This window comes from Aquimarina rhabdastrellae (assembly GCA_947387485.1).
Taxonomy (GTDB): Bacteria; Bacteroidota; Bacteroidia; order Flavobacteriales; family Flavobacteriaceae; genus Aquimarina.
On record CANDNT010000029.1, the window covers coordinates 1 to 19,331 of the forward strand.

The 19,331-nt window shown below is 35.0% G+C and carries 18 protein-coding genes; 4 read left to right on the forward strand and 14 right to left on the reverse strand.

Annotated features, from left to right (window positions below; genetic code table 11):
• Positions 1–1,322 precede the first annotated feature (1,322 nt).
• Positions 1,323–1,760 (forward strand): hypothetical protein, encoded by a 438-nt coding sequence (locus ACYEKI_RS20590; RefSeq protein ID WP_459213102.1) that lies wholly within the window; start codon positions 1,323–1,325, stop codon positions 1,758–1,760.
• Between the two features lie 536 nt (positions 1,761–2,296).
• On the opposite strand, the gene ACYEKI_RS20595 is transcribed toward ACYEKI_RS20590, so the two are convergent.
• The 11 genes from ACYEKI_RS20595 to ACYEKI_RS20645 all read right to left on the reverse strand — a co-directional run bounded on the left by ACYEKI_RS20595 (position 2,297) and on the right by ACYEKI_RS20645 (position 16,402).
• Positions 2,297–2,527: a helix-turn-helix transcriptional regulator gene (locus tag ACYEKI_RS20595; protein WP_459213103.1), complete on the reverse strand. Its 231-nt coding sequence runs from the start codon at positions 2,525–2,527 to the stop codon at positions 2,297–2,299.
• Positions 2,528–2,597: 70 nt separating this feature from the next.
• Entirely contained in the window at positions 2,598–2,867 is a 270-nt protein-coding gene (locus tag ACYEKI_RS20600) for a hypothetical protein (protein ID WP_459213104.1), read from the reverse strand.
• A gap of 210 nt (positions 2,868–3,077) precedes the next feature.
• Positions 3,078–3,419 (reverse strand): DUF6678 family protein, encoded by a 342-nt coding sequence (locus ACYEKI_RS20605; protein ID WP_459213105.1) that lies wholly within the window; start codon positions 3,417–3,419, stop codon positions 3,078–3,080.
• A 181-nt stretch (positions 3,420–3,600) separates the two neighbouring features.
• Entirely contained in the window at positions 3,601–4,005 is a 405-nt protein-coding gene (locus tag ACYEKI_RS20610) for a hypothetical protein (RefSeq protein WP_459213106.1), read from the reverse strand.
• 13 nt (positions 4,006–4,018) lie between these two features.
• Positions 4,019–9,931 (reverse strand): DUF6443 domain-containing protein, encoded by a 5,913-nt coding sequence (locus ACYEKI_RS20615; RefSeq protein WP_459213107.1) that lies wholly within the window; start codon positions 9,929–9,931, stop codon positions 4,019–4,021.
• A gap of 16 nt (positions 9,932–9,947) precedes the next feature.
• Positions 9,948–13,628 (reverse strand): RHS repeat domain-containing protein, encoded by a 3,681-nt coding sequence (locus ACYEKI_RS20620; RefSeq protein ID WP_459213108.1) that lies wholly within the window; start codon positions 13,626–13,628, stop codon positions 9,948–9,950.
• Positions 13,629–13,766: 138 nt separating this feature from the next.
• Positions 13,767–14,018: a hypothetical protein gene (locus ACYEKI_RS20625; protein WP_459212750.1), complete on the reverse strand. Its 252-nt coding sequence runs from the start codon at positions 14,016–14,018 to the stop codon at positions 13,767–13,769.
• A gap of 364 nt (positions 14,019–14,382) precedes the next feature.
• Entirely contained in the window at positions 14,383–14,817 is a 435-nt protein-coding gene (locus ACYEKI_RS20630) for a hypothetical protein (protein WP_459213109.1), read from the reverse strand.
• Complete coding sequence (locus tag ACYEKI_RS20635) at positions 14,814–15,062, reverse strand: hypothetical protein (RefSeq protein WP_459213110.1); 249 nt, start codon at positions 15,060–15,062, stop codon at positions 14,814–14,816. Before ACYEKI_RS20635 ends, ACYEKI_RS20630 begins: the two co-directional genes overlap by 4 nt.
• A gap of 851 nt (positions 15,063–15,913) precedes the next feature.
• A complete protein-coding gene (locus ACYEKI_RS20640) occupies positions 15,914–16,180 on the reverse strand; it encodes a hypothetical protein (RefSeq protein WP_459213111.1) in 267 nt (88 codons plus the stop codon).
• A 12-nt stretch (positions 16,181–16,192) separates the two neighbouring features.
• Positions 16,193–16,402: a hypothetical protein gene (locus ACYEKI_RS20645; RefSeq protein ID WP_459213112.1), complete on the reverse strand. Its 210-nt coding sequence runs from the start codon at positions 16,400–16,402 to the stop codon at positions 16,193–16,195.
• A 258-nt stretch (positions 16,403–16,660) separates the two neighbouring features.
• Between ACYEKI_RS20645 and ACYEKI_RS20650 the strand changes: the two genes are divergently transcribed.
• Positions 16,661–17,041 carry a helix-turn-helix domain-containing protein gene (locus ACYEKI_RS20650; RefSeq protein ID WP_459213113.1) on the forward strand — a complete coding sequence of 127 codons (381 nt, stop codon included), beginning with the start codon at positions 16,661–16,663 and terminating at the stop codon, positions 17,039–17,041.
• Positions 17,042–17,140: 99 nt separating this feature from the next.
• Positions 17,141–17,518, forward strand: a complete 378-nt coding sequence (locus ACYEKI_RS20655) for a helix-turn-helix domain-containing protein (RefSeq protein WP_459213114.1) — start codon at positions 17,141–17,143, stop codon at positions 17,516–17,518.
• Here the strand turns inward: ACYEKI_RS20655 and ACYEKI_RS20660 are convergent.
• Genes ACYEKI_RS20660 through ACYEKI_RS20670 form a run of 3 tightly spaced genes read right to left on the reverse strand, consistent with a single transcriptional unit; the run spans position 17,515 to position 18,489 of the window.
• Positions 17,515–17,784 (reverse strand): hypothetical protein, encoded by a 270-nt coding sequence (locus ACYEKI_RS20660; RefSeq protein WP_459213115.1) that lies wholly within the window; start codon positions 17,782–17,784, stop codon positions 17,515–17,517. The genes ACYEKI_RS20655 and ACYEKI_RS20660 overlap by 4 nt on opposite strands.
• Positions 17,785–17,828: 44 nt before the next feature.
• The gene (locus tag ACYEKI_RS20665) at positions 17,829–18,314 is read right to left on the reverse strand and encodes a hypothetical protein (RefSeq protein WP_459213116.1); all 486 of its coding nucleotides are present in this window, start codon (positions 18,312–18,314) and stop codon (positions 17,829–17,831) included.
• Positions 18,307–18,489: a hypothetical protein gene (locus ACYEKI_RS20670; protein ID WP_459213117.1), complete on the reverse strand. Its 183-nt coding sequence runs from the start codon at positions 18,487–18,489 to the stop codon at positions 18,307–18,309. The genes ACYEKI_RS20665 and ACYEKI_RS20670 overlap by 8 nt, the downstream gene beginning before the upstream one ends.
• Before the next feature lie 519 nt (positions 18,490–19,008).
• Here ACYEKI_RS20670 and ACYEKI_RS20675 point away from each other — a divergent pair.
• The coding region (locus ACYEKI_RS20675; RefSeq protein WP_459213118.1) for a hypothetical protein at positions 19,009–19,331 on the forward strand (323 nt) is incomplete at its 3' end.

Genomic DNA, 19,331 nt, shown 5'->3' on the forward strand with positions numbered 1-19,331 from the left:
AAGTAGCTATACCTTTAGTAATTCTATGCATGATAAGTTTATTATAGCTATCTGGCGCGCATGATGGCTATAATAGATTTACATTGCTTATACCGCAATTTCAAAAATGAGTGTTATTATGCTCTAATTTTCTATCCCTAAAAACTACTGTTTTTGATGGTACGATTACTTATACCCATATTTTAACTATACCCTTAATTAAAATATCCAAGACGAAAAGTTCTTATATAGTGGATTGTCTGAGATCTAAAGATCATTTATAACCGATAAATCTACTCAGGCTAATTCTATACAAATTCAGGTATCTCTCGCAGACAGTACATTGACTGAGGATTTAAAATCATTTATAAACGATAAATCCCCCCAGACTAATACTACATAAACTCAGGTATCTCCCGCAGACAGTACATTGCTTGAGATTTAAAACCATTTATAACCGATAAATCTACTCAGGCTAATTCTATACAAACTCAGGCATCTCTCACAGACAGTACATTGTCTGGGATTTAAAGATCATTTATAATCGATAATGCTATCCAGACTAATACTGTACAAACTCAGGCATCTCCCGCAGACAGTACATTGTCTGAGATTTAAAGATCTTTTATAATCGATAATGCTATCTAGACTAATACTGTGCAAACTCAGGCATCTCCCGCAGACAGTACATTGTCTGAGGTTTAAACCTCATTTATAATCGATAATTCCACCCAGACTATTACTACACAAACTCAGGCATCTCTCGCAGACAGTGGATTGTCTGAGATTTAAACCATTTATAACCGATAAATCTACTCAGGTTAATACTACACAAACTCAGGCATCTCCCACAGACAGTACCTTGTCTGAGATTTAAAAACCATTTACAATCGATAATTCTACTCAGACTATTACTACACAAACTCAAGCATCTCTCGCAGACAGTGGATTGTCTGAGGTTTAAAAAACGTAATTATTAAATACTATCTGAAATAGCAATTTATAACTCTTTGCTAATTCAGATAGCAATGTAACAGTATATTCCCTTGAGGGACTCTAGAGGGAATATATACAGATTTTAACTCTTAAATAATTCTGAACAATATTGTTCAGAAAAACATAGAAAAAAATATGGAATCTCTGGGAAAACCGCGTTATTACTGATCGCGGAAGAATCGACACTTTTCCCGAAAAAAGTTGGTGCTATTTCTGAGGAAGAATATTCCTTAGAGCTGGGGAAAAGTAGAGAATCTTCGGGAAGTCTTGCTATTACTGGTTCGGGAGAGATTGATACTTTTCCCGAAAAAGTTAATGCTACCTCTAGGGACGAAAATTCCCTAGAGTTGGGAAAAAGTACTGATTCTTTGGGAAGCCTTGTTATTACTGGTTCGGAAGAGATTGACACTTTTTCCGAAAAAGTTAGTGCTACCTCTGGGGAAGAAAATTCCTTAGAGCTGGGAAAAAGTACTGATTCTTTGGAAAGCCCCGTTATTACTGGTTCGGAAGAGATTGATACTTTTCCCGAAAAAGTTAATGCTATCTCTGGGGAAGAAAATTCCCTAGAGCTGGGGAAAAGTGCAGAATCTTCGGGAAGCCTTGTTATTATTGGTTCGGAAGAGGTTGGTGTTTTTCCCGAAAAAGTTGATGCCATTTCTGGGGAAGAAAATTCCCTAGAGCTGGGGAAAAGTAGAGAATCTTCGGGAAGCCTTGTTATTATTGGTTCGGGAGAGATTGATACTTTTTCCGAAAAAGTTAACGATACTCTTCAGGAGAATTTTTGAACTGAAATAGTTTAAGCCTCAGAAAATACAGTCGATATTATAAAGGAAAATATTCTCAATTCTAGAAAAGCATGTTATATTTTAGATGCAAACCATAAAATAAATACGTTTAAACCATAAATGTGTTTTATTTATACTTAACAGTCAATCCATTGTAAAATACCTTATTTTTTAGTCATAAAAAAAGATGTAATAGGTGTAATGTTACATCGACTAACGATTCGCTAAGAAAAAGAAATTAACTGTTAGTTTATATAATCATTATAAACTAACATAAACAATACAACAGTTTCATAATATAACTGTTCGTTTTTTGATTGATGAATGAGCCTCTAGTACCCCTCACTAGAGGTTTTCATTTTTTATAGGGTAATAGCATGGCATGAATACTTCTTTGTTTTGGTTAAAGAATATGAGAGGAGTAGAGCATGCGTATTTTGCTTTAAGCAAAAGCTATACAATCTTAGATGCTTTTATAACAATGATAGGTAAGAGGTTGTTTTTAAATCAATTCTTATGAGTTGAATCCTTTTTATTTATAGAATTTCTTGATTTTTGAGTAGACAAGGTAACTGAAACATAGTTTTGGCTTTGGTACGATCTCTAAGTTTTTTTAATTGTTTTTCTACGGTACTCTTACTGGATGGAGTAAATCCTCTTTGTTCTAAATAAAGAGCGATTTCGACTTGTGTATATCCTTTTGCTAATAAACGGACAATACGTTTTTCTTCACGACTTAGTCGCAAAGGGAGTGTTGATGGTTTCATATAATGTGGCTAGTTTTTAACTCTAAGATAATGGCTTTATACTTAGTTTTAATATTAATAGCTTGTGAGATTACCTAGAAAGATATGCTATAGATAAAACAGAAAAGAATAATAGATAAACTAATAAAAACATTAATTTCCTAAGAACTAAAATTCTTTTTAATTGCTTTTTTAAGGCTGAGTTATTTGTGCTATTGATGACTTCTTTTATCTCATGACTACTTATATATACATTCGTAGTTTCAAAACCATGGCTTTTAAATAATTTAGCACTATTGTCTTTATATAATAAATATGCAATTGCTGTAAAGAGTATAATAGGTATCAATTTAAACGGCATATGATAAAGACTTATTTGTTTTAATGAAATTATTTTAGGATGAGGCAACTTATAACAAAAAAGCGACACCAAAAAGGGTCGCTTTTAAAGTACTCACTCAGCTTGAGTGAACTTGTTAATGTATATTCATGTAACTTGTAGTATTCATAACATGAATGGTGTAACATTTTATTTATTATTAGAATAACTTAAATTTACCATTATAATAAATTATATCTCTTTTTTAAAAAAAGGGTTTTCAATTTTATAACCCCCTGAGGTCTCTTTATAAACAATTTTACCCTCATCTAAACTCCTCTTAACTTCTAGAGAATGATTAACCTCCTTTACAGGAGTCAATCTTCCTATTACTTTTTTTTGAATTGAATTAATTTCTAACCATTCCCATTGAGTAATTTTTATGGGTCCAACTGTGGGGATTTCTATATACCCTTTAGTAGGAAATTCAAAAGAGTTAACCCATTCAGAAACCTCTAAATCGGGATCATAATACCAATTAAATCTAATCGGACAACCTGTGTTTAAAATTGTTTTTTTTATTATATCTAACATAATCTACTTTTCTTTTTTTATTCCATGTTAGCAGTTCTTCTGTATTAAATCTATATAATATGACTAGTTCTAAAAGAAGCAGTTACAAGTATAAAGTTTGTAACTGCTTCTTTTATTCTCATCATCTTTCTACAAAGTTTTAAACTTTCGCAAAGCAATCACTCTTAATAGAGTGGATTATTTAGTATCTTTTCAAACCTCTTACACCTACAACTATTGCTATCAAAAAAATAATTATGGCATACCAAAATTGCAAAGGATCATATTCGCCAACAAAGAGAAAAATATCTTCTTCTTCATTTGTCAACATTGCCACTGTTGAACTATTTGACACTAAATGACAAAATTCATTTCCAGCCCTTTTTCCAAAAATCTCTCCTTTATAACGTAGTTTACAATATCCCGTTCTTGTAGTAATCTCTGAACAATCTACAGGAGCTTGAATTACATCTACGATCACGGTTTTACCTATTTCTGTAATATTTTTCTTCTCGAAAGTTTTCCAAATGATCATACAAGAAACTATAATCATAAGTGAACATCCTGTAATTAATACTTTACTTAAAATAGAACTTTTTATAGTCATCGAAAATACTTGATTATTTTTTATTTACCTTTTTATCTTCAGTTACTGTTTTATAGGTCACCTTAACTCCTTCTTTCGCCACAGAGTCTACGGCATCTGGAACATTCTGTAAAGCACTGTTTGTTGCATCTGCGTTACTTTGCTGTGATTGAAGATTATTGACATTTTCCTTAGCCTCCTTTAGTGCAGCTTCTCTAGATGGACGAGAATTACTACTAGCTATTCTTTCTGCTCTATCTAATTGCCTTTCCGCAGTTTTCATTACATTCTCCGCTACACCTTCTACCTGTGGTGCTTTAACCTTTGGCAATGGCAAATTTCCGACTACTATTTCTGTAGCAACTTCCTTAGCATTCACTGTTTTATTACCATCTAGTTGCTGATTGACTATATTACCACCTACAGCAGTAGCAGTAACAGCAGTTGCTTTGTAGACTTTAGCTACCCCTCCAACAACTTTTATGCTTGATAAACCTCCTGTTGCAGCACCTATAACGGTTGCTGTTAAAAGTTTACCTCCATCAACATTTGTAAACGCATCTGAACTAAAACCGTTATTTACAACGTTTGTAGCTACCTGTGTACCATACTCAACAGCAAAGCCAATAACAGCTCCCAAACACCAGGGACATTCACCATCAGGATCATTAAAATTAACTGGATTATTCCAACTAAAATTATAAGGATTTAAATCAACTTGCATCACATCATCAGCTTTGGGATCTATATTCATCCATCTACCTAAAGACGCTTCATAGTTTCTAGCTCCAAAATCATACCAATCTAATCCTAGCTCTGAGTTTTCTTCTTTGCTTACAAATCCATAATTATGTTTACGTCCTGTAACTATAGAGTTTACATGATCGATACCATATTTAATTTGTAACCCAAAAGCGTAGTAGTCTTTTACCTCTTTGATCTCATGACTATGGTCATTATCTCCGTCAATGTCAGTGTTATTTCTAAGAACGTCAACCTTTCCATCTTGGTCAATATCTTGATACGATAATCTAATATTTCCTAGATGGTCTTTATATTGGTAAATATAATCAAAAGTTTCATCTCCTTTTGGTTCTATATAACCTTCTGTATGATTAAAGAACTCTAATACTCCGTTTTTATAAATAAAATTGCCCGCGTACTCGGTTATGGTACTGTTACTACCTTCGGTTGCAATTTTCTTTTGCTTGATTCCTGTAGCATCGTATATATAGGTAATGTTTCCGTTATGCTCGGTATTGGCGATGTTTATTCCTGTGGGTAGGTTTAAGTGGTTATAACTAATATTGGTAATTCCTTTGTTACGGTCTATGGTCATATTCCCATTTACGTCATACTCATAATCATTTCCTGAGTGAGCGTACTTTTTAAATCCAAAAGGTTGTGTTACGGCATCGTTTACACTTAATAGTTTGTTTCCTGCATCATAGCTATAGGTTAAATTATCCATCACCCCAAAGCTTGTTGCGGCTTCGTTTAGGTGTCCTTTTCTTTGCAAGCTTAGGATATTTCCCATCTTGTCATAGTTTACGCTACTTAAATCATAACGCCCGCTATTGCTTATGGCCCCTGTGATTCTGTTTAAGGCATCATAGCTGTAGGTATAATGTCTTAAGGTGTTGTCATTAGCTGTTTTCCAATACGTCTCACTGATATTTCCGTTAAATAAGGCTGTTGCGCCTTGCTCTGGTGTTTCATAGTTAAGCTTGAACCCAAATAGGTCTGTTCCTAGATTCTGAGTATCATTGATCTGTTTTAACCATCCGCGTACGTTATATGTATAGTCTACACTTTGTAAGGCTGTTGTTGCAGTTATTTTTCCTCCTACATCTTTTCTGATCAGCTGTCCTAATTCATCATAATGATTGCTTAGGATACGTTCTGTAGGTAGCTCATTGATCTGCTGTTCTTGTGTTAATAAGCGTCCCATATGATCGTAAGTAAACACATCTGTTGTACATAGGATTTTTCCGTCCTTGATATGCTTGGTAAAAGTCTTTAATGGTTTTCCTACAAAGTCTAACTGCATTAGTGTCCATGTGTCTGTACCTAAGTATTCATTCTTTACGAGAGTATCCCATAAACGCCCTTTTTCGTCATAATAATTAGTCGTAGTTATCCATTTATCGGTATCGAGTACGCGTATTTGTCCTACTGTTAGTAATCCTTTTACCGCTATTGTGGCTGTCATTCCTTCCCAAGTTAGGTCGGTTGTTTCTGGACTAATACTTATAACTCCGTCTAGACGGTAATCATCGTAATAGTTAATTGTTAGTAGTGTCATTCCTGTAGTTGGGAATGCATTTTGGGTATAGTAAAAACTAAATCCTTCTACTTGTTGTTTTGTCGTACGTGCTTCCCATAAGGTAGTGCTTTGATTCACTACTGTTTGTAAGGCTGCTCTATCTCGACTATCATTGATCTTTCCTGTATAGACTACACGTCCTAAGGCATCGTATTTGGTAAATAACCAAACGCCTTGTGCTTTTAGGTTCGCATCTTGGCTTAATACGGGTTGATCTAATTTGTTATATACGATCGTTTCCCATCCTTTTCCTGGGATTTTCTTTTCGATCAATCGATTTCTATAATCGTATTTGTATTGATAACAAAGTTCGGCAAGCTCACTTTGACTTACGCCATCTGCTGTTGTTACCTTAGGTGGTACTACATAGGTTAGGTTTCCATACAGATCATATATATAATAGGTATCGTGTGCGATCTCGTTATTATAGGTACGTTTTAGGATCATTTGCCCTAATTCGTTGGTATACTCTTCGGTGGTATGGTCTTTTCCTGTTGTCCAGTTTTCATCTTTGGTAATGGTTTTATGTAGGCGTTCTGCTGCATAATTCCCTTCTTTGACTAGGTTTACTACTCCTGCTGTTATCGCTACTTTAAAGTGTACTACTTGATCGGCTATGGTATTGGTTTCCCATCCTGATTTAATGGTATGGTCTGCGCTATCGTCTGTACTGGCTTTCCATTGTTTTCCTGGTGCTGCTTGTTTTAGCACTCGGTTTAATGGTGAGGGTTCAAAGATACTTTCGCTATAGGCATTCACCTCATTTACTGCCATTGCATTAAAATCGGCTGCATATTTGTTTTGATAATAGCTTTGGATATCCTGTTCGACATTTACCGTTGTATAGCTTCCGTTTGGTGTTTGGGCTTCATATGGTAAATATTGCTTGGCTTGTCTTCCGATAGCATCATAGGCTAGATGGGTGATGATGTCTTTTTTGTTTGGACTGTTTTTGATGCCTATTTGTTGTTTGGCTCTTCCTAGTCCGTCATAATAGGCTACGGTTTCGATCACATCGCGATTTTGCCTTAGCTCATCGGCTGCTTCTAATTCACGTTGGTATACTCGTGTATACACATAGTTTTCGTCACTTAAGCTTGGGGTTATATAATAGTCTTCTAGACATCCTTGCTCAGTTCCTGCTATTGTAGGACAGTTGTCATCGGCATTGGCTACATACCCTGTAGGTTGTTCACAGGCTTGTTGGCTAGTATTGGCATCTCCAAATCCATCTCCATCTACATCGGCATACCATGTAGGGATAGTTCCTATGGCATATTGTATTGCTCTGGCTGTACTCCAGCATCCCTGATTACTTCTTGCTCTTAGGTAATATTGTGTTCCGCTGGTTAAGCTTATTGTAGTGGTGCTATTAGCACTACTTGTTCCAGTGGCACTTGTTTGCCAATAATAGGTCACTCCGCTTGGCGGGTTGCTTCTGGTTAGTACACTTTGCCCACATTCGTTGCTTATGTTTACTGTAGGCGGGGTTGCTGGTACTGTCTTTACATTATAATTAATGGTTCTTGCTGTACTCCAACAGCCTTGACTATTTCGTGCTCTTAGATAATAGGTAGTCCCACTTGTCCTAGTAATACTATTGGTGCTATTAGCACTGCTTGTACCTGTTGCGGTATTTTGCCAATAATAGGTTACCCCACTTGGTGGATTGTTTCTGGTTAGTTTAGTACTTCCACAGTCTTGGGTGATACTTGGTGCTGGTGGGATTGCTGGTACGGCTTTGATCGTATAATTGATAGTTCGTGCCGTACTCCAACAGCCTTGACTACTTCTGGCTCTTAGGTAATAGGTAGTACCACTTGTCCTAGTAATACTATTGGTGCTATTAGCACTGCTTGTTCCTGTTGCGGTATTTTGCCAATAATAGGTTACGCCACTTGGCGGGTTGCTTCTAGTCAGTACACTGTTTCCACAGTTATTGTTTACACTTACTGCTGGTGGGGTATTGGGTACAGTTTTTATACTATAGTTCACTATTCTTGCTGTACTCCAACAACCACTACTATTGTTTCTTGCTCTTAAATAATGTTTGTTGCCTCCAGTTGCTGTCCATGTAGCTCCTGCTAGCAAGGTTGATGTGCTAGTTCCTGTTGCTGAAGATTGCCAGTAATACGTCACTCCGCTTGGGGGATTGGCTCTGGTTAAGGTTGTACTTCCACAGTTTTGGGTGATGCTTGGCATCGGTGGAGTTGTAGCTCCGGCTTCTACAATATAGAATACCGAGGTTGCTGGACTCCAACACCCTTGATTACTTCTGGCTCTTAGGTAATAATAACTGCTACTGCCACTAGTTAAAGTTATTGTTGTTCCACTACTAGCTGTACTCGTACCACTAGCACTACTTTGCCAATAATAGGTTACTCCACTTGGTGGATTGCTTCTGGTTAGTACTGTACTTCCACAGTTTTGGGTAGTACTTGGTCTTGGTGGTGCGCTAGGTACTGTTTTGATACTGTAATTTACCGTTCTTGCTGCTCCCCAACAACCTTGACTGCTTCGTCCTCTTAGATAATAGCGTGTTCCACTGGTTCTGGTAAGAGTTGTACCACTACTAGCTGTACTTGTACCATTACTACTACTTTGCCAATAATAGGTTACTCCACTTGGTGGATTACTTCTGGTCAGGACACTATTTCCGCAATTGTTACTTACGCTTACTGCTGGTGGGGTACTTGGTATCGTTTTGATGCTATAATTTACTGTTCTTGCCGTACTCCAACAGCCTGTACTATTATTTCTTGCTCTTATATAATATCGTGTTCCTGCTGTTCTAGTGATACTTGCACTACCATTTGCGGTGCTGGTTCCATTAGGGTTACTTTGCCAATAATAGCTTATCCCACTTGGTGGTGCTGTTCTTGTTAGTTTTGTATTTCCACAATTTTGAGTCACACTTGGTACTGGTGGTGGAGTTGGAAACGCTTTTATGCTATAGTTAATTCTAAAGGCTTGACTCCAACATCCTCCTTGATTGTTTCTTGCTCTTAAATAATAGGTATTCCCGCTAGTTCTGGTGATACTTACACTACTATTTGCTGTACTTCTTCCTGTGGCGCTACTTTGCCAATACCAGGTTTCTTCACTTGTTGGATTTCCTCTGGTTAGTATCGATTGTCCACATTGATTGTTTACTGTGGCGGTAGGGATGGTACTGCCTACATAGTCTTCGTCTATCTGTCCATCGCAATCATTGTCTATCCCATCACATACATCTGAGGCATTGGGATGTAGGGATGCATTGCTATCATCACAATCTAAAGCATTGGCTACATATCCATTGGGAATATGGCAAATACTAAATGGTCCTTGTGCATTAGGGTCTCCATAGCCATCTCCATCTGCATCTCTCCAATATTGTTTATTGGGTTTATTAGCATTGCTATCATTACAATCTCGATCGTTGTCTACATAACCTGAGGGCTTGGTTGCACTACATCTGGTTTGTGAGGCATCTCCTAATCCATCCCCATCGGCATCTTTATACCAGATTTTTCCTCCTGGTATATCACAGGGATCGTTACTGCCGCCTCCTGAGCTTAATTGGGCATAGCCTATACTACTGCATAAGCATAGCCAGAGTATATATATGTATTTTTGCATGTCTTTTGATTTGATGTTATTCTTGGGTTTTATAGTGGTATTGATTTTCAGATACCAATTTGCCTGCTGCGTCTTTTACCTGTAGTAGCCTATTGTGTTTATCATACTCATAATAGATCGTATACCCTTTTGGATCGGTAATACTGGTTACGCCTATAAAAGGGTCATAGGTATAGGTGGTTACTAAGGCTACTGGATGTGCTGCTCGCAATTCGTTTAGCTTTTCGCGTAAAGCGCCCTCTTTTCCTATAGTTCCTATGGTACGGTCATCATCGTTATTGGATAATTCTATTGCATATCCCGCTGGATCTTCTCTTGGCGTATCTGAGGTTAAGGGTACTAATCCTTGTATTTGTGCTATGATATAGCGACCTCCATAGCCCCATACGTATTTGGTTATTGTTCCATCTGTTTGTTGTTGCAATACTGGGCGTCCTTCTAGATTGTAGCTGAATTCTGCGCGCTGTTCTAATGGGTCTTCGCCTTTGGCTGTATAGACACGATAGGGTACGGTTTTGCTATAGCTTTGTTTATAAGTACTACGCTGCATCCCGATACGTGCTCCATCTTGATAAGTCTCTGTCTGGATTGGTGTGCTTACACGATTGGCTGCTATTAAAGCTTGGATTCCGGCTACTTCTTCGGTTTCAAATTCACCTCCTGGTATGTTTGTTCCATTGGCAATGTCTTTTGGATAACGGTAGGTCATCTTTTGTAGGATGCCTTCGCCTTGTTGGGTTGTCTGGTTTCTTAATACATAGTCCACCGTTGGGTCATATTCATACTGGGTTGTCGTGGTGATTTGTTGGTCTCCATAATAGCTTGTTGCTCGGGTCTCTATCAAATGTCCTGAGGATATGCTTGCTACATTAACACGTCCATTAAGCGAGGTATAGCGTTTGTTTATACATCCTACGATGTTCATGTCTGGATAGTCCTCTGGTCGGTTACATACTAATGGTCTTCCTGGTTTTAAGGCACATAATGATCCGATACAACTCCATTTTGGTTCTAGGTGTTCTATACTGATGGTTCCATCTTCATTGGCTCTAAAGGCTACATATTTTTGTTCTGTATTTTCTACCGTGATCACACTCATCCCTGGTACGGCATCGATATTGTAATCTCTATATATGGATTGTTCGCGACTTAGGGTATCTCCGCTAGTGGTATAGCGTAATACTTCTTTGCTTTTTCCTGCTTTAAAATCTGCTCTAAAGTTATTGTAATATGGGGCTGTGGCTACGGCTACTAATCCTGATTTTCCGCCGTAAAACTGATACTCGGTATATCCGTTTTTCATCCCTTGTAGCTCTACTAGTGAAGGGATGTTTCCACCTTCATCTTCGCCTTCGCCTTGTGGGTCATTATCTACTACTGGAACTATGTTGATTTCGCCATCAATCTCAAATACGTTTTTATAGCCTATATGTACACCACTTCCTGCTCGTGCTACACTGCTTCTGCTTATTGTAGTGGTATAGACAAAGGTTTCTCCATCGTGAGATTTTGAGGTGGAACTGCTATAGAGTTTAGGTTCATAGATATTTGATGCTGAGGAATAATCGCTGTTTATAGTCTCTGTATAGCGGTAGTTTTTTATGGTACTGATCTGATTGTTTTCGCTATAGTTGATACGTTTTTTTAATCGAATTCCTGGATGTAGTTTATGGGTTACCACATTGGTTTTATAATGCTTGGTTATTTTTAATCCTACAGTAGCTCGTACGGGATTGGGATCTGTTATTATATCTGGATCAGAAACCACCGTTGGAGATCCTGCTACGGCTATGGTTAGTTGATACAGTCCAGCGGGTAGTTCTACATTACGATCTAGCTCACTGCCTCCGCTTTGTTTGTACCATACTACTGGGGCTGGGTGATTATCAAAATTTCCGCCATAACCTACAAAGTCTTCGTATGCTATTTCTCCGCTTGGTCTACTGATTAAAAAGACCCCAAATTGTGAGGAACTTTGTGGATTGCTAAAGTCTAATTCATATTTCCCTGTACTAGGAATACGGATAATTCTTGAGACGATCTTTGGGGGTGTTCCATATTTATCCCTACAGTTTCCTAAGCATCCTGTGCCATCGCCTTGGTCTCCTCTTACTGTTAAGGTTGCTATCGTCTCTGAAGGACGTGCTTTATAGGAGGAACTTTGATGGGATTCGTATTCAAATACCGTCTTTCCACCTGTAGGATAGGTGATTTCTGTTAAGGTTCCTATTCTTGCTGTTAATGGATTGGGTTCTCTTTTTGCTCCTGTAAAATGGGCATTTCCTAATTGTAATTCTGGATATAAGTCGGTGTTTCCTGCTGCACCATTATTATAGCCTAAATAGTCTTGTCCTTTGCTTTTTAGTGATGGAACTTTTTCTGGTTGTTCATAGGCAAATCGGTAACTGTTTTTATAGGTTTCTTCTTGTCCGTAATAGTGTAAGGCATCTAGCTTTAATCGAATCTCATCTGGATCACTGCTTTCTGCTGTTTGATTTGCGTTTAATCCAAAATAACTGTGTTCAAATACAACTTTTTGTAGCATCTCTTCTGTTTGTGGGTCTAAAACACTAATAGAGGCAATTCCTGATTTAACATCGGTTGCTTCTATTCCTCCTGAGCCTGCAATCTCGTAGGTTCTATCGTATCGCTTTTTATATGCTAGATTAACAATGGTTTTACTATTGTGCTTTATACTTGATAAAAATACTTCTTGGTTATAGCTTATCGGTTGAAAGGTATGATAACTGTCTACTCCTGTATAATTAAAATCAAAGTCTTTGATTGTATTGGTTACCGTTACTGCTTCATGTAAGAACTGTGGTGCTGTAAAACTTCCGTAATCTTGATAATAGAACTCATAGGTGTCTAAACCGTTTGGAGATATCATTCTAGTCAATCGCCAACTCGCTATATAATTTTTTGCAATATTATATGTAGTCCCTGTATCGTTTCCTAAGGAGGATACGCTTTCTGTTTTTTCAAAATAAAACTTCGTCCCGTCTTCGTTAGTGATAATCCAACTTCCTATATATCCACCTGTAGAGGATGCTTGTACTTTGATTCTTGGGTTGTTTAAGACTTTTGGTCTAAAGTTATCTCTATAGTCTAAAACGATATGGGCATTAAGTCCAAAGGCATTTACACTAAAATAATCTGGATGGGTATCTATCGCATTTTTATTGACTTGATCTAGGTATTGGTAATATTCTATAGCTGCTTCTACTGAAGTAAAGCGGGTACGGTTCTCAATATATTGCTCGGTTTGTGCTCTGGTTAATGCTGAATGCATTAATCCTCCTATGGTGTTATCGGGTAGTCCATTTACCACTCTACTTACTGCTCCTCCCATAATTAGGTTCCATCCTAAGCCTGAGGGTGTCGAGGGTTGATTGACTTTGATTCCTGAGGCATCATAGGTTAGTCCTATTGGGATATCCATCTCTAAGCCTTTGTAACTAACTATAGGGATGTCGATCTGTGGGGTTCCTGTGTAATGATTAGCAGGGATTTCTCCATACTTTTGAAAGGCGGCTGCTTCGGGGGCTAATGGCAGACTAAAGCTACGCTCCATCTGTGCTAGATAGTCTGGGCCTTCTTCGGCTTCGCCATTACCATCGTCTCCGATTTGGGCATAACTGATACTGCTTATGATACACACCAATAGCGTGCACCACAGCTTGCTGTAGTGTTTCATACTTGTTCGTTTTTTGAATTTTTGATTAATTTTTTTAACGCTACAAATTTACGGGTTAACTGTAATATGGGCAAATCTTGCCTCAGGGGATTTTTCCCCTTTTTTATGGAATTTTCTCGCATACACTATGATTTATGATTATTTACTTATTGTTCGTGACTTTAAATACAATTGACTTGCTCGACTGATTAATTCTTGGGCTTTGGGTATGGATAATTTGGAATCATAACACCGATACATCCATAGATATAAGATTATTTCATAGGGTTGATCTTTAAAGAGTCGATGCATAAAGCGATCAAATGGGATATCTAGATGTTTTAGGATAGCACAGAGATAATTTCCCTCGGCTATGGCTGCTTCTTGTTTGGCTTGATAACTGCTTGTCATTACTTTGATATTTGAATTTATGGTACTATAGAAAGACACACTCCTTATAATTAAGGAACATGACTCTTTCTGGGACTATTGATAGAATAGACCTCCGTTATTTTCTTTGCTGTTTTTATAAAGAGGTCATTAGTTATAAAATGACCTCTTTGAATACACTAACTGAACTTTACCCTATTGTCAATGTTAGGTTTTTGGAATGTCGCGCTCTATTGGGGAGGAAATAAGCTAGCGACATTCCTTGTCGCTGGGGTAGCGTTATTTTCTTTGATTTGAATCCAAGTGTAGCCTAACCCCATGTCTCGTACTACACTTGGGCTTCTTCTTCAATCAAACTATATGGTGCTGTTATTTTATCTAATGTTTAATTACTTATCCAGATAGCCTTGTCTTTAGGATGGTAAAACAACTTAAATGTTGTCATATCTGTAGGTAACTCGGATAGACAATTAGATATAAGGGGAATACTGCTTGTTGTATCTTTATGATATTCTTCCCAATATTTTGTCAAATCACAGGTTACAGTATATAGGTTTTTATCTGCTTTTTCTGGTAATTCCAAATATATCCTTAGCTCTTTTTGGGCAGTTTGTAGTATTGTGATTTCTTGTTTTTGAGCATTCCACTCACAATGATATTCATAATAATGTGTAGTATCTATTAAAGGTAACTTTTCTATTTCTTTATGGAATACCGTTATAGGGATTGCTTTATGGAAGTTTTCTTCTGGTAGTGTTGTACTACAACTTAAAAAAAATAGTCCTAGTAATACTATTACATAATTATTAGTGTGTTTCATAACTGATTATTATTTTGATTAATATGATATGATCTTGTTATTTTTAGTACAGTGATAGCCTGAGAACATGCTACTCCTGTTTCATAAAATTCATTAATCTGCCTATATAAGATTAATGCATCTTTTTCTTTTTGTAATGCCTTATATATAAACTGATAAAAGTCGATTTCTAAGGCTTGAATGATTTCTAATATATAGTTACCTAATGCCTTGGTATCTTCTTCATAGTAGCTACTACTATTCATTTTTTGATCTTTTGATTTATTATATCTAGCTTAATTAACCGCAAACAATTGTTTGCGGTTAATTGCCATGAGATGCTACAATTTTCCCTTACTGCTCATCCGCCTTATCAATTAAAATATGTTTCATTTTTTAAGCTAGAGAAGCGCAATCACTAACTCCTCTAGCTATTTTAAATACTATAGTCTTCATCTACTGTTATCTTGCTTTACCTTAAGTTTAGCTTCCTATAGTATTGCTGTTATAAAGGATATGGGGATAATTCCTGTATAGCTCCTATGCTATAAAAACATCTTGTCATTTGCCAACTAAATCTATTTACATATAAATCACTAGCTAGTAAGCTATACAGGTATTTCTAATACAAATCTTTTACAGATTTTTTCTTCTTACATTATTTAAAGAACTTTACTATTCCTCACCATATCGGTATAACCTAGAAATAAGTTATACCGAGAATTACATGGTGGGAATCCTAAATCATAAAAAAACTATTACCAACTACACATTACTTATCTTGCCTAGTCTTTTTTAACAAAGAGCCTGCCTTACACTTACAGACTCTTTGTTTAACACAAACTCAACGTATCGAAATGCTACATTTTAAAATTTAATAATGGGTAGGGAGTGTACTTAAAAAGGTATGCTTGTCGATTACTTAATACCTAAACAAATAGTTACCCCAAATGCTCCACTACCCATATATTCATCAATCAATTAAAAAACAAAAGTATCTAGGGTATACAACTTTTATTTTGCCATCATTTCCTTTTGATATGAATGAACCCCTTATTTAGAAGCTTACTATGTAATATATAGTGGGTCATACTACAGTAGTAAATATCTGTTCTAATTAATCTAATAAGCTGTTTGTTTGAGTTACTCTTTTATCATTTGATTGTAAACTAACCATTTGTTGAATGATCTTGATAGCTTGTTGATTGGCATTTCGTAACACTTTAATAATTGCCTCGTTTGGTCTTATTTTATCGTTATACAATTTATTTATCTCTTGATTAAGCAAAGCATATTCTAGACTTGTATTTTGCTCACTACAGAACTTATCATATTCTATACTGAGATGCTCTAGTATTCTTTTTTTGTAAGCTTGTAGTGTCATGATTTTGTATTTTTAGTTATTGGTATTTTCACATATTCCATCTGTTATAAAATCATATATCACATTAATTCGTTCATCTGATAAAGAGCGGTTTTCTTTTAGAAATTTTTGAATAGCACCTAAATGAAATCCTAATTTTAGCTCTAGTGGTTTTATCTTTAAGATGTCATGATGTTGAGTCAACCATTTTTCTACGAAAATCCTTTTTGCTCGTTTTCTCATATAATGATTTTTAATGTATGTAATCTTATAGAAAAAATTGCGTATTGATATAAAAAGAACATATGTTTGATGTGAGCACAAAACCATATGATGTAACTATTGTAAATACAACTTATTTATATATCTTTAATTTCTATAAGACTCGCGTTAAAATGTTTGATTAATTATTTTTGATATTCAAATATACGCAAATATTTCATATATGAAACGTTATTTTTACGCATTAAAACGTAATAAATATGTTTTTAACATAATTTTATGAATTCAAAAGAACTCAAGAGCATAAGAAAAGAACTAGGTTTAACCCAAGCGGAATTAGCTTCTTTAATAGAGGTATCAACACGAACTATTCAAGGGTGGGAATATGGAAATCAAAAGGTAACTAAACCTATTGCTGAGTTTTTATATCGAAAAGCTGAAAAGAAAAAACAAAGAACTATTAATATCCATAATAAAGAGATTGTAATGGATGTTTCACAAATAGAGACTTTATCTTTAAAAGAAATGGTTACTTTTTGTTTTGAAAACTTAGAAGAGTTTGAAAAATTGCCTATAATTCAAATGTATATTAACTATTATAGAAATGAAGCTAAAGCTAATCTTTTAGAAAAACATGTTTTATCAAAAAGTAACAAATAGTAAAATTTCATCATATTTAAACACATATAATCTAAACTTAAAATACATGTAATTAGTTTTTATATTTTTGTCGATAACCATTTACATTTTAATGAAGTCATGACTCCAGAAGAATTTAAGAGTATACGTAAAAAATTAGGTTTAACTCAAGCTGAGTTAGCTTCATTAATAGAAGTATCTCCAAGAACCATTCAAGGGTGGGAATATGGAAAACAAAAAATATCAAAACCAGTTGAGGAATTCTTAAAGCGCAGGATATATAATGATCAATCCTTAAATAATGATGGTAGCATTACTTTAGATGTGAAAGACAAAGAATTAATTTCTCTAGAAGAAATGGCTACATTTTGTTTACAACATATGGACGAATTTGAGAAGCTACCTTTGGTTCAAATGTTTATTAATTATCATAAAAATCAAGCCAAGACAGAATTACTTGAAAAACATATAATATTAAAATCTAAAAAAGAGAATTAATTTTCTAAAAGGGTTTTAAGCTCTTCTTGGTTAAAATGAATACCTAATTCTTGCAACAATATAGCTCTATTTAGTTTTTTTAATCTATGTTGTAACTTTATATTTCGATCATAAAATTCTTCATTGATTCCTTTTATTTTTTCATAATCAAATAGCTCTTCTTCATCTGTTTCTTCTAAATAATCATTTAGAATTTTTTCTAAAATAGTTATAGCTTCTAAAGTAGTTATTTTGTTATGTATAAGCGCATTTTTTAGTTCTTTCATTCGCTGATTAGGCTCCATGATAGTTATTTGATTTTTTATGGTGATTATTTTGATTCTTCTAAAAGTCTAGATTTTAATATTTCAATAACATCTTTGGTATTTTCTACAAATTCATCTTTTTCTTTTGATCTCCTTTCTTTAAAGAATATCAGAGTTTTTTTGAATAGAAAAATTATCAAGAAAAAAGAAATACTAAACCCTAAAGCGAAAAAATATCCATAAGGATCATCTGAATGAGAAGCTCCAAAAGTCCATAATAATTGTAACCCATAACAATAGATCGGGACTAAAAAAATTATCTTATATGGTTTAAAATATGAGGCTATAATAAGAAGAAGAGGCGCTACACTTTGTGTAAACGCCCACAAAAAGTTACTGAAACTAGAAAAGCCAAAAGTATATGAGCTTGATATATTAAATAATCTAAGTATTTGATCGAGATATAATACTATACCAGATAAAAAGACCAATATAGTTCCTGCAACTTTATTTGTTAATGATAATGGAAAATCTGAGAATAGATTATCCATTATCGTTTCCTTGTGTACCAGGTCGTTCAATGTCTTTATCGACCCCATATTTTTGTTGTTCTGTAATTTCATGTAAGCTTGATTCTTTTTCGATAGATTCTGCTTCGCAACTTGTAAAAAGTGAAGCGCTTAAAAATAAGAAAAGAATCGAGACAAAAAACGTAGCGTATTTCATAATATGATTTTTTAGATTTTGATTTATAATACATTAAGTATAAAAAAGAGTATTTAACCCTTTGATTTATAAGTCAAAACTATAACGATCTTTGTAAAAAAAACAGAGTAAAAATCAATTATTTTCGCGGTACTTTTGTTACTTTTTTTATCAAAAACCCAGCTTTTTCTGGGTGAAATTTCACCCAGAAAAACTTAAAAACGACGAGATTATCGTTTTTATACTTCTAAAACCTTTCAGAGTTTTGCTATACAGCTCATTTGCAAGCATTTGTTAACCGTAATTAATAAGAGGTAAAACCGTAGTTTAAAATAGATTGAATAGTATTATACCTTGTAATAAAGAGGAAAAAAATTGAATACTCTTTTAAATCTTAATTGAAAGATAATAGGAAATAACACACAAGTAACATTAAATAATTTTAAATCAATTGCAAAGATTTTAGATTTGTAATTGATCATATAATAGATATATAGTTACGATGGTAACTATATATAATTGTTGTACTTAATTTAAAAAATGGCATTCCCTAAAAAAAAGTCTCGAAGAATTATAGTTAATGACCACAGATATAGATGGATGGTCAAAGGTGATTTTTACGGTGTTATGCTCTTAATTATTTCTGAAGATTATAATGGACAAAAGCTATTCGCAAATTTCAGGCATAGCATAAATGGAGAAAAATCTTGTATGTATGATAATCCATTTATTATTGAACCAGAATTAGTTAAAAGAACTATCCTTTTTGGACTTTCAAAAGGCTATTCACCTGACCAAAAAGGCTATGACCTAAATTTAGGCGATTTGAGTAAACAATTAGTTTTGAATTTAGTGGATAAAAA

Coding starts and splice junctions, on each gene's coding strand:
- ACYEKI_RS20655 (WP_459213114.1), top strand. CDS start 17,141: ATGACTCCAGAAGAATTTAAGAGTATACGTAAAAAATTAGGTTTAACT.
- ACYEKI_RS20605 (WP_459213105.1), bottom strand. CDS start 3,419: ATGTTAGATATAATAAAAAAAACAATTTTAAACACAGGTTGTCCGATT.
- ACYEKI_RS20615 (WP_459213107.1), bottom strand. CDS start 9,931: ATGCAAAAATACATATATATACTCTGGCTATGCTTATGCAGTAGTATA.
- ACYEKI_RS20625 (WP_459212750.1), bottom strand. CDS start 14,018: ATGACAAGCAGTTATCAAGCCAAACAAGAAGCAGCCATAGCCGAGGGA.
- ACYEKI_RS20600 (WP_459213104.1), bottom strand. CDS start 2,867: ATGCCGTTTAAATTGATACCTATTATACTCTTTACAGCAATTGCATAT.
- ACYEKI_RS20635 (WP_459213110.1), bottom strand. CDS start 15,062: ATGAATAGTAGTAGCTACTATGAAGAAGATACCAAGGCATTAGGTAAC.
- ACYEKI_RS20630 (WP_459213109.1), bottom strand. CDS start 14,817: ATGAAACACACTAATAATTATGTAATAGTATTACTAGGACTATTTTTT.
- ACYEKI_RS20645 (WP_459213112.1), bottom strand. CDS start 16,402: ATGAGAAAACGAGCAAAAAGGATTTTCGTAGAAAAATGGTTGACTCAA.
- ACYEKI_RS20670 (WP_459213117.1), bottom strand. CDS start 18,489: ATGAAATACGCTACGTTTTTTGTCTCGATTCTTTTCTTATTTTTAAGC.
- ACYEKI_RS20620 (WP_459213108.1), bottom strand. CDS start 13,628: ATGAAACACTACAGCAAGCTGTGGTGCACGCTATTGGTGTGTATCATA.
- ACYEKI_RS20665 (WP_459213116.1), bottom strand. CDS start 18,314: ATGGATAATCTATTCTCAGATTTTCCATTATCATTAACAAATAAAGTT.
- ACYEKI_RS20650 (WP_459213113.1), top strand. CDS start 16,661: ATGAATTCAAAAGAACTCAAGAGCATAAGAAAAGAACTAGGTTTAACC.
- ACYEKI_RS20610 (WP_459213106.1), bottom strand. CDS start 4,005: ATGACTATAAAAAGTTCTATTTTAAGTAAAGTATTAATTACAGGATGT.
- ACYEKI_RS20660 (WP_459213115.1), bottom strand. CDS start 17,784: ATGAAAGAACTAAAAAATGCGCTTATACATAACAAAATAACTACTTTA.
- ACYEKI_RS20640 (WP_459213111.1), bottom strand. CDS start 16,180: ATGACACTACAAGCTTACAAAAAAAGAATACTAGAGCATCTCAGTATA.
- ACYEKI_RS20595 (WP_459213103.1), bottom strand. CDS start 2,527: ATGAAACCATCAACACTCCCTTTGCGACTAAGTCGTGAAGAAAAACGT.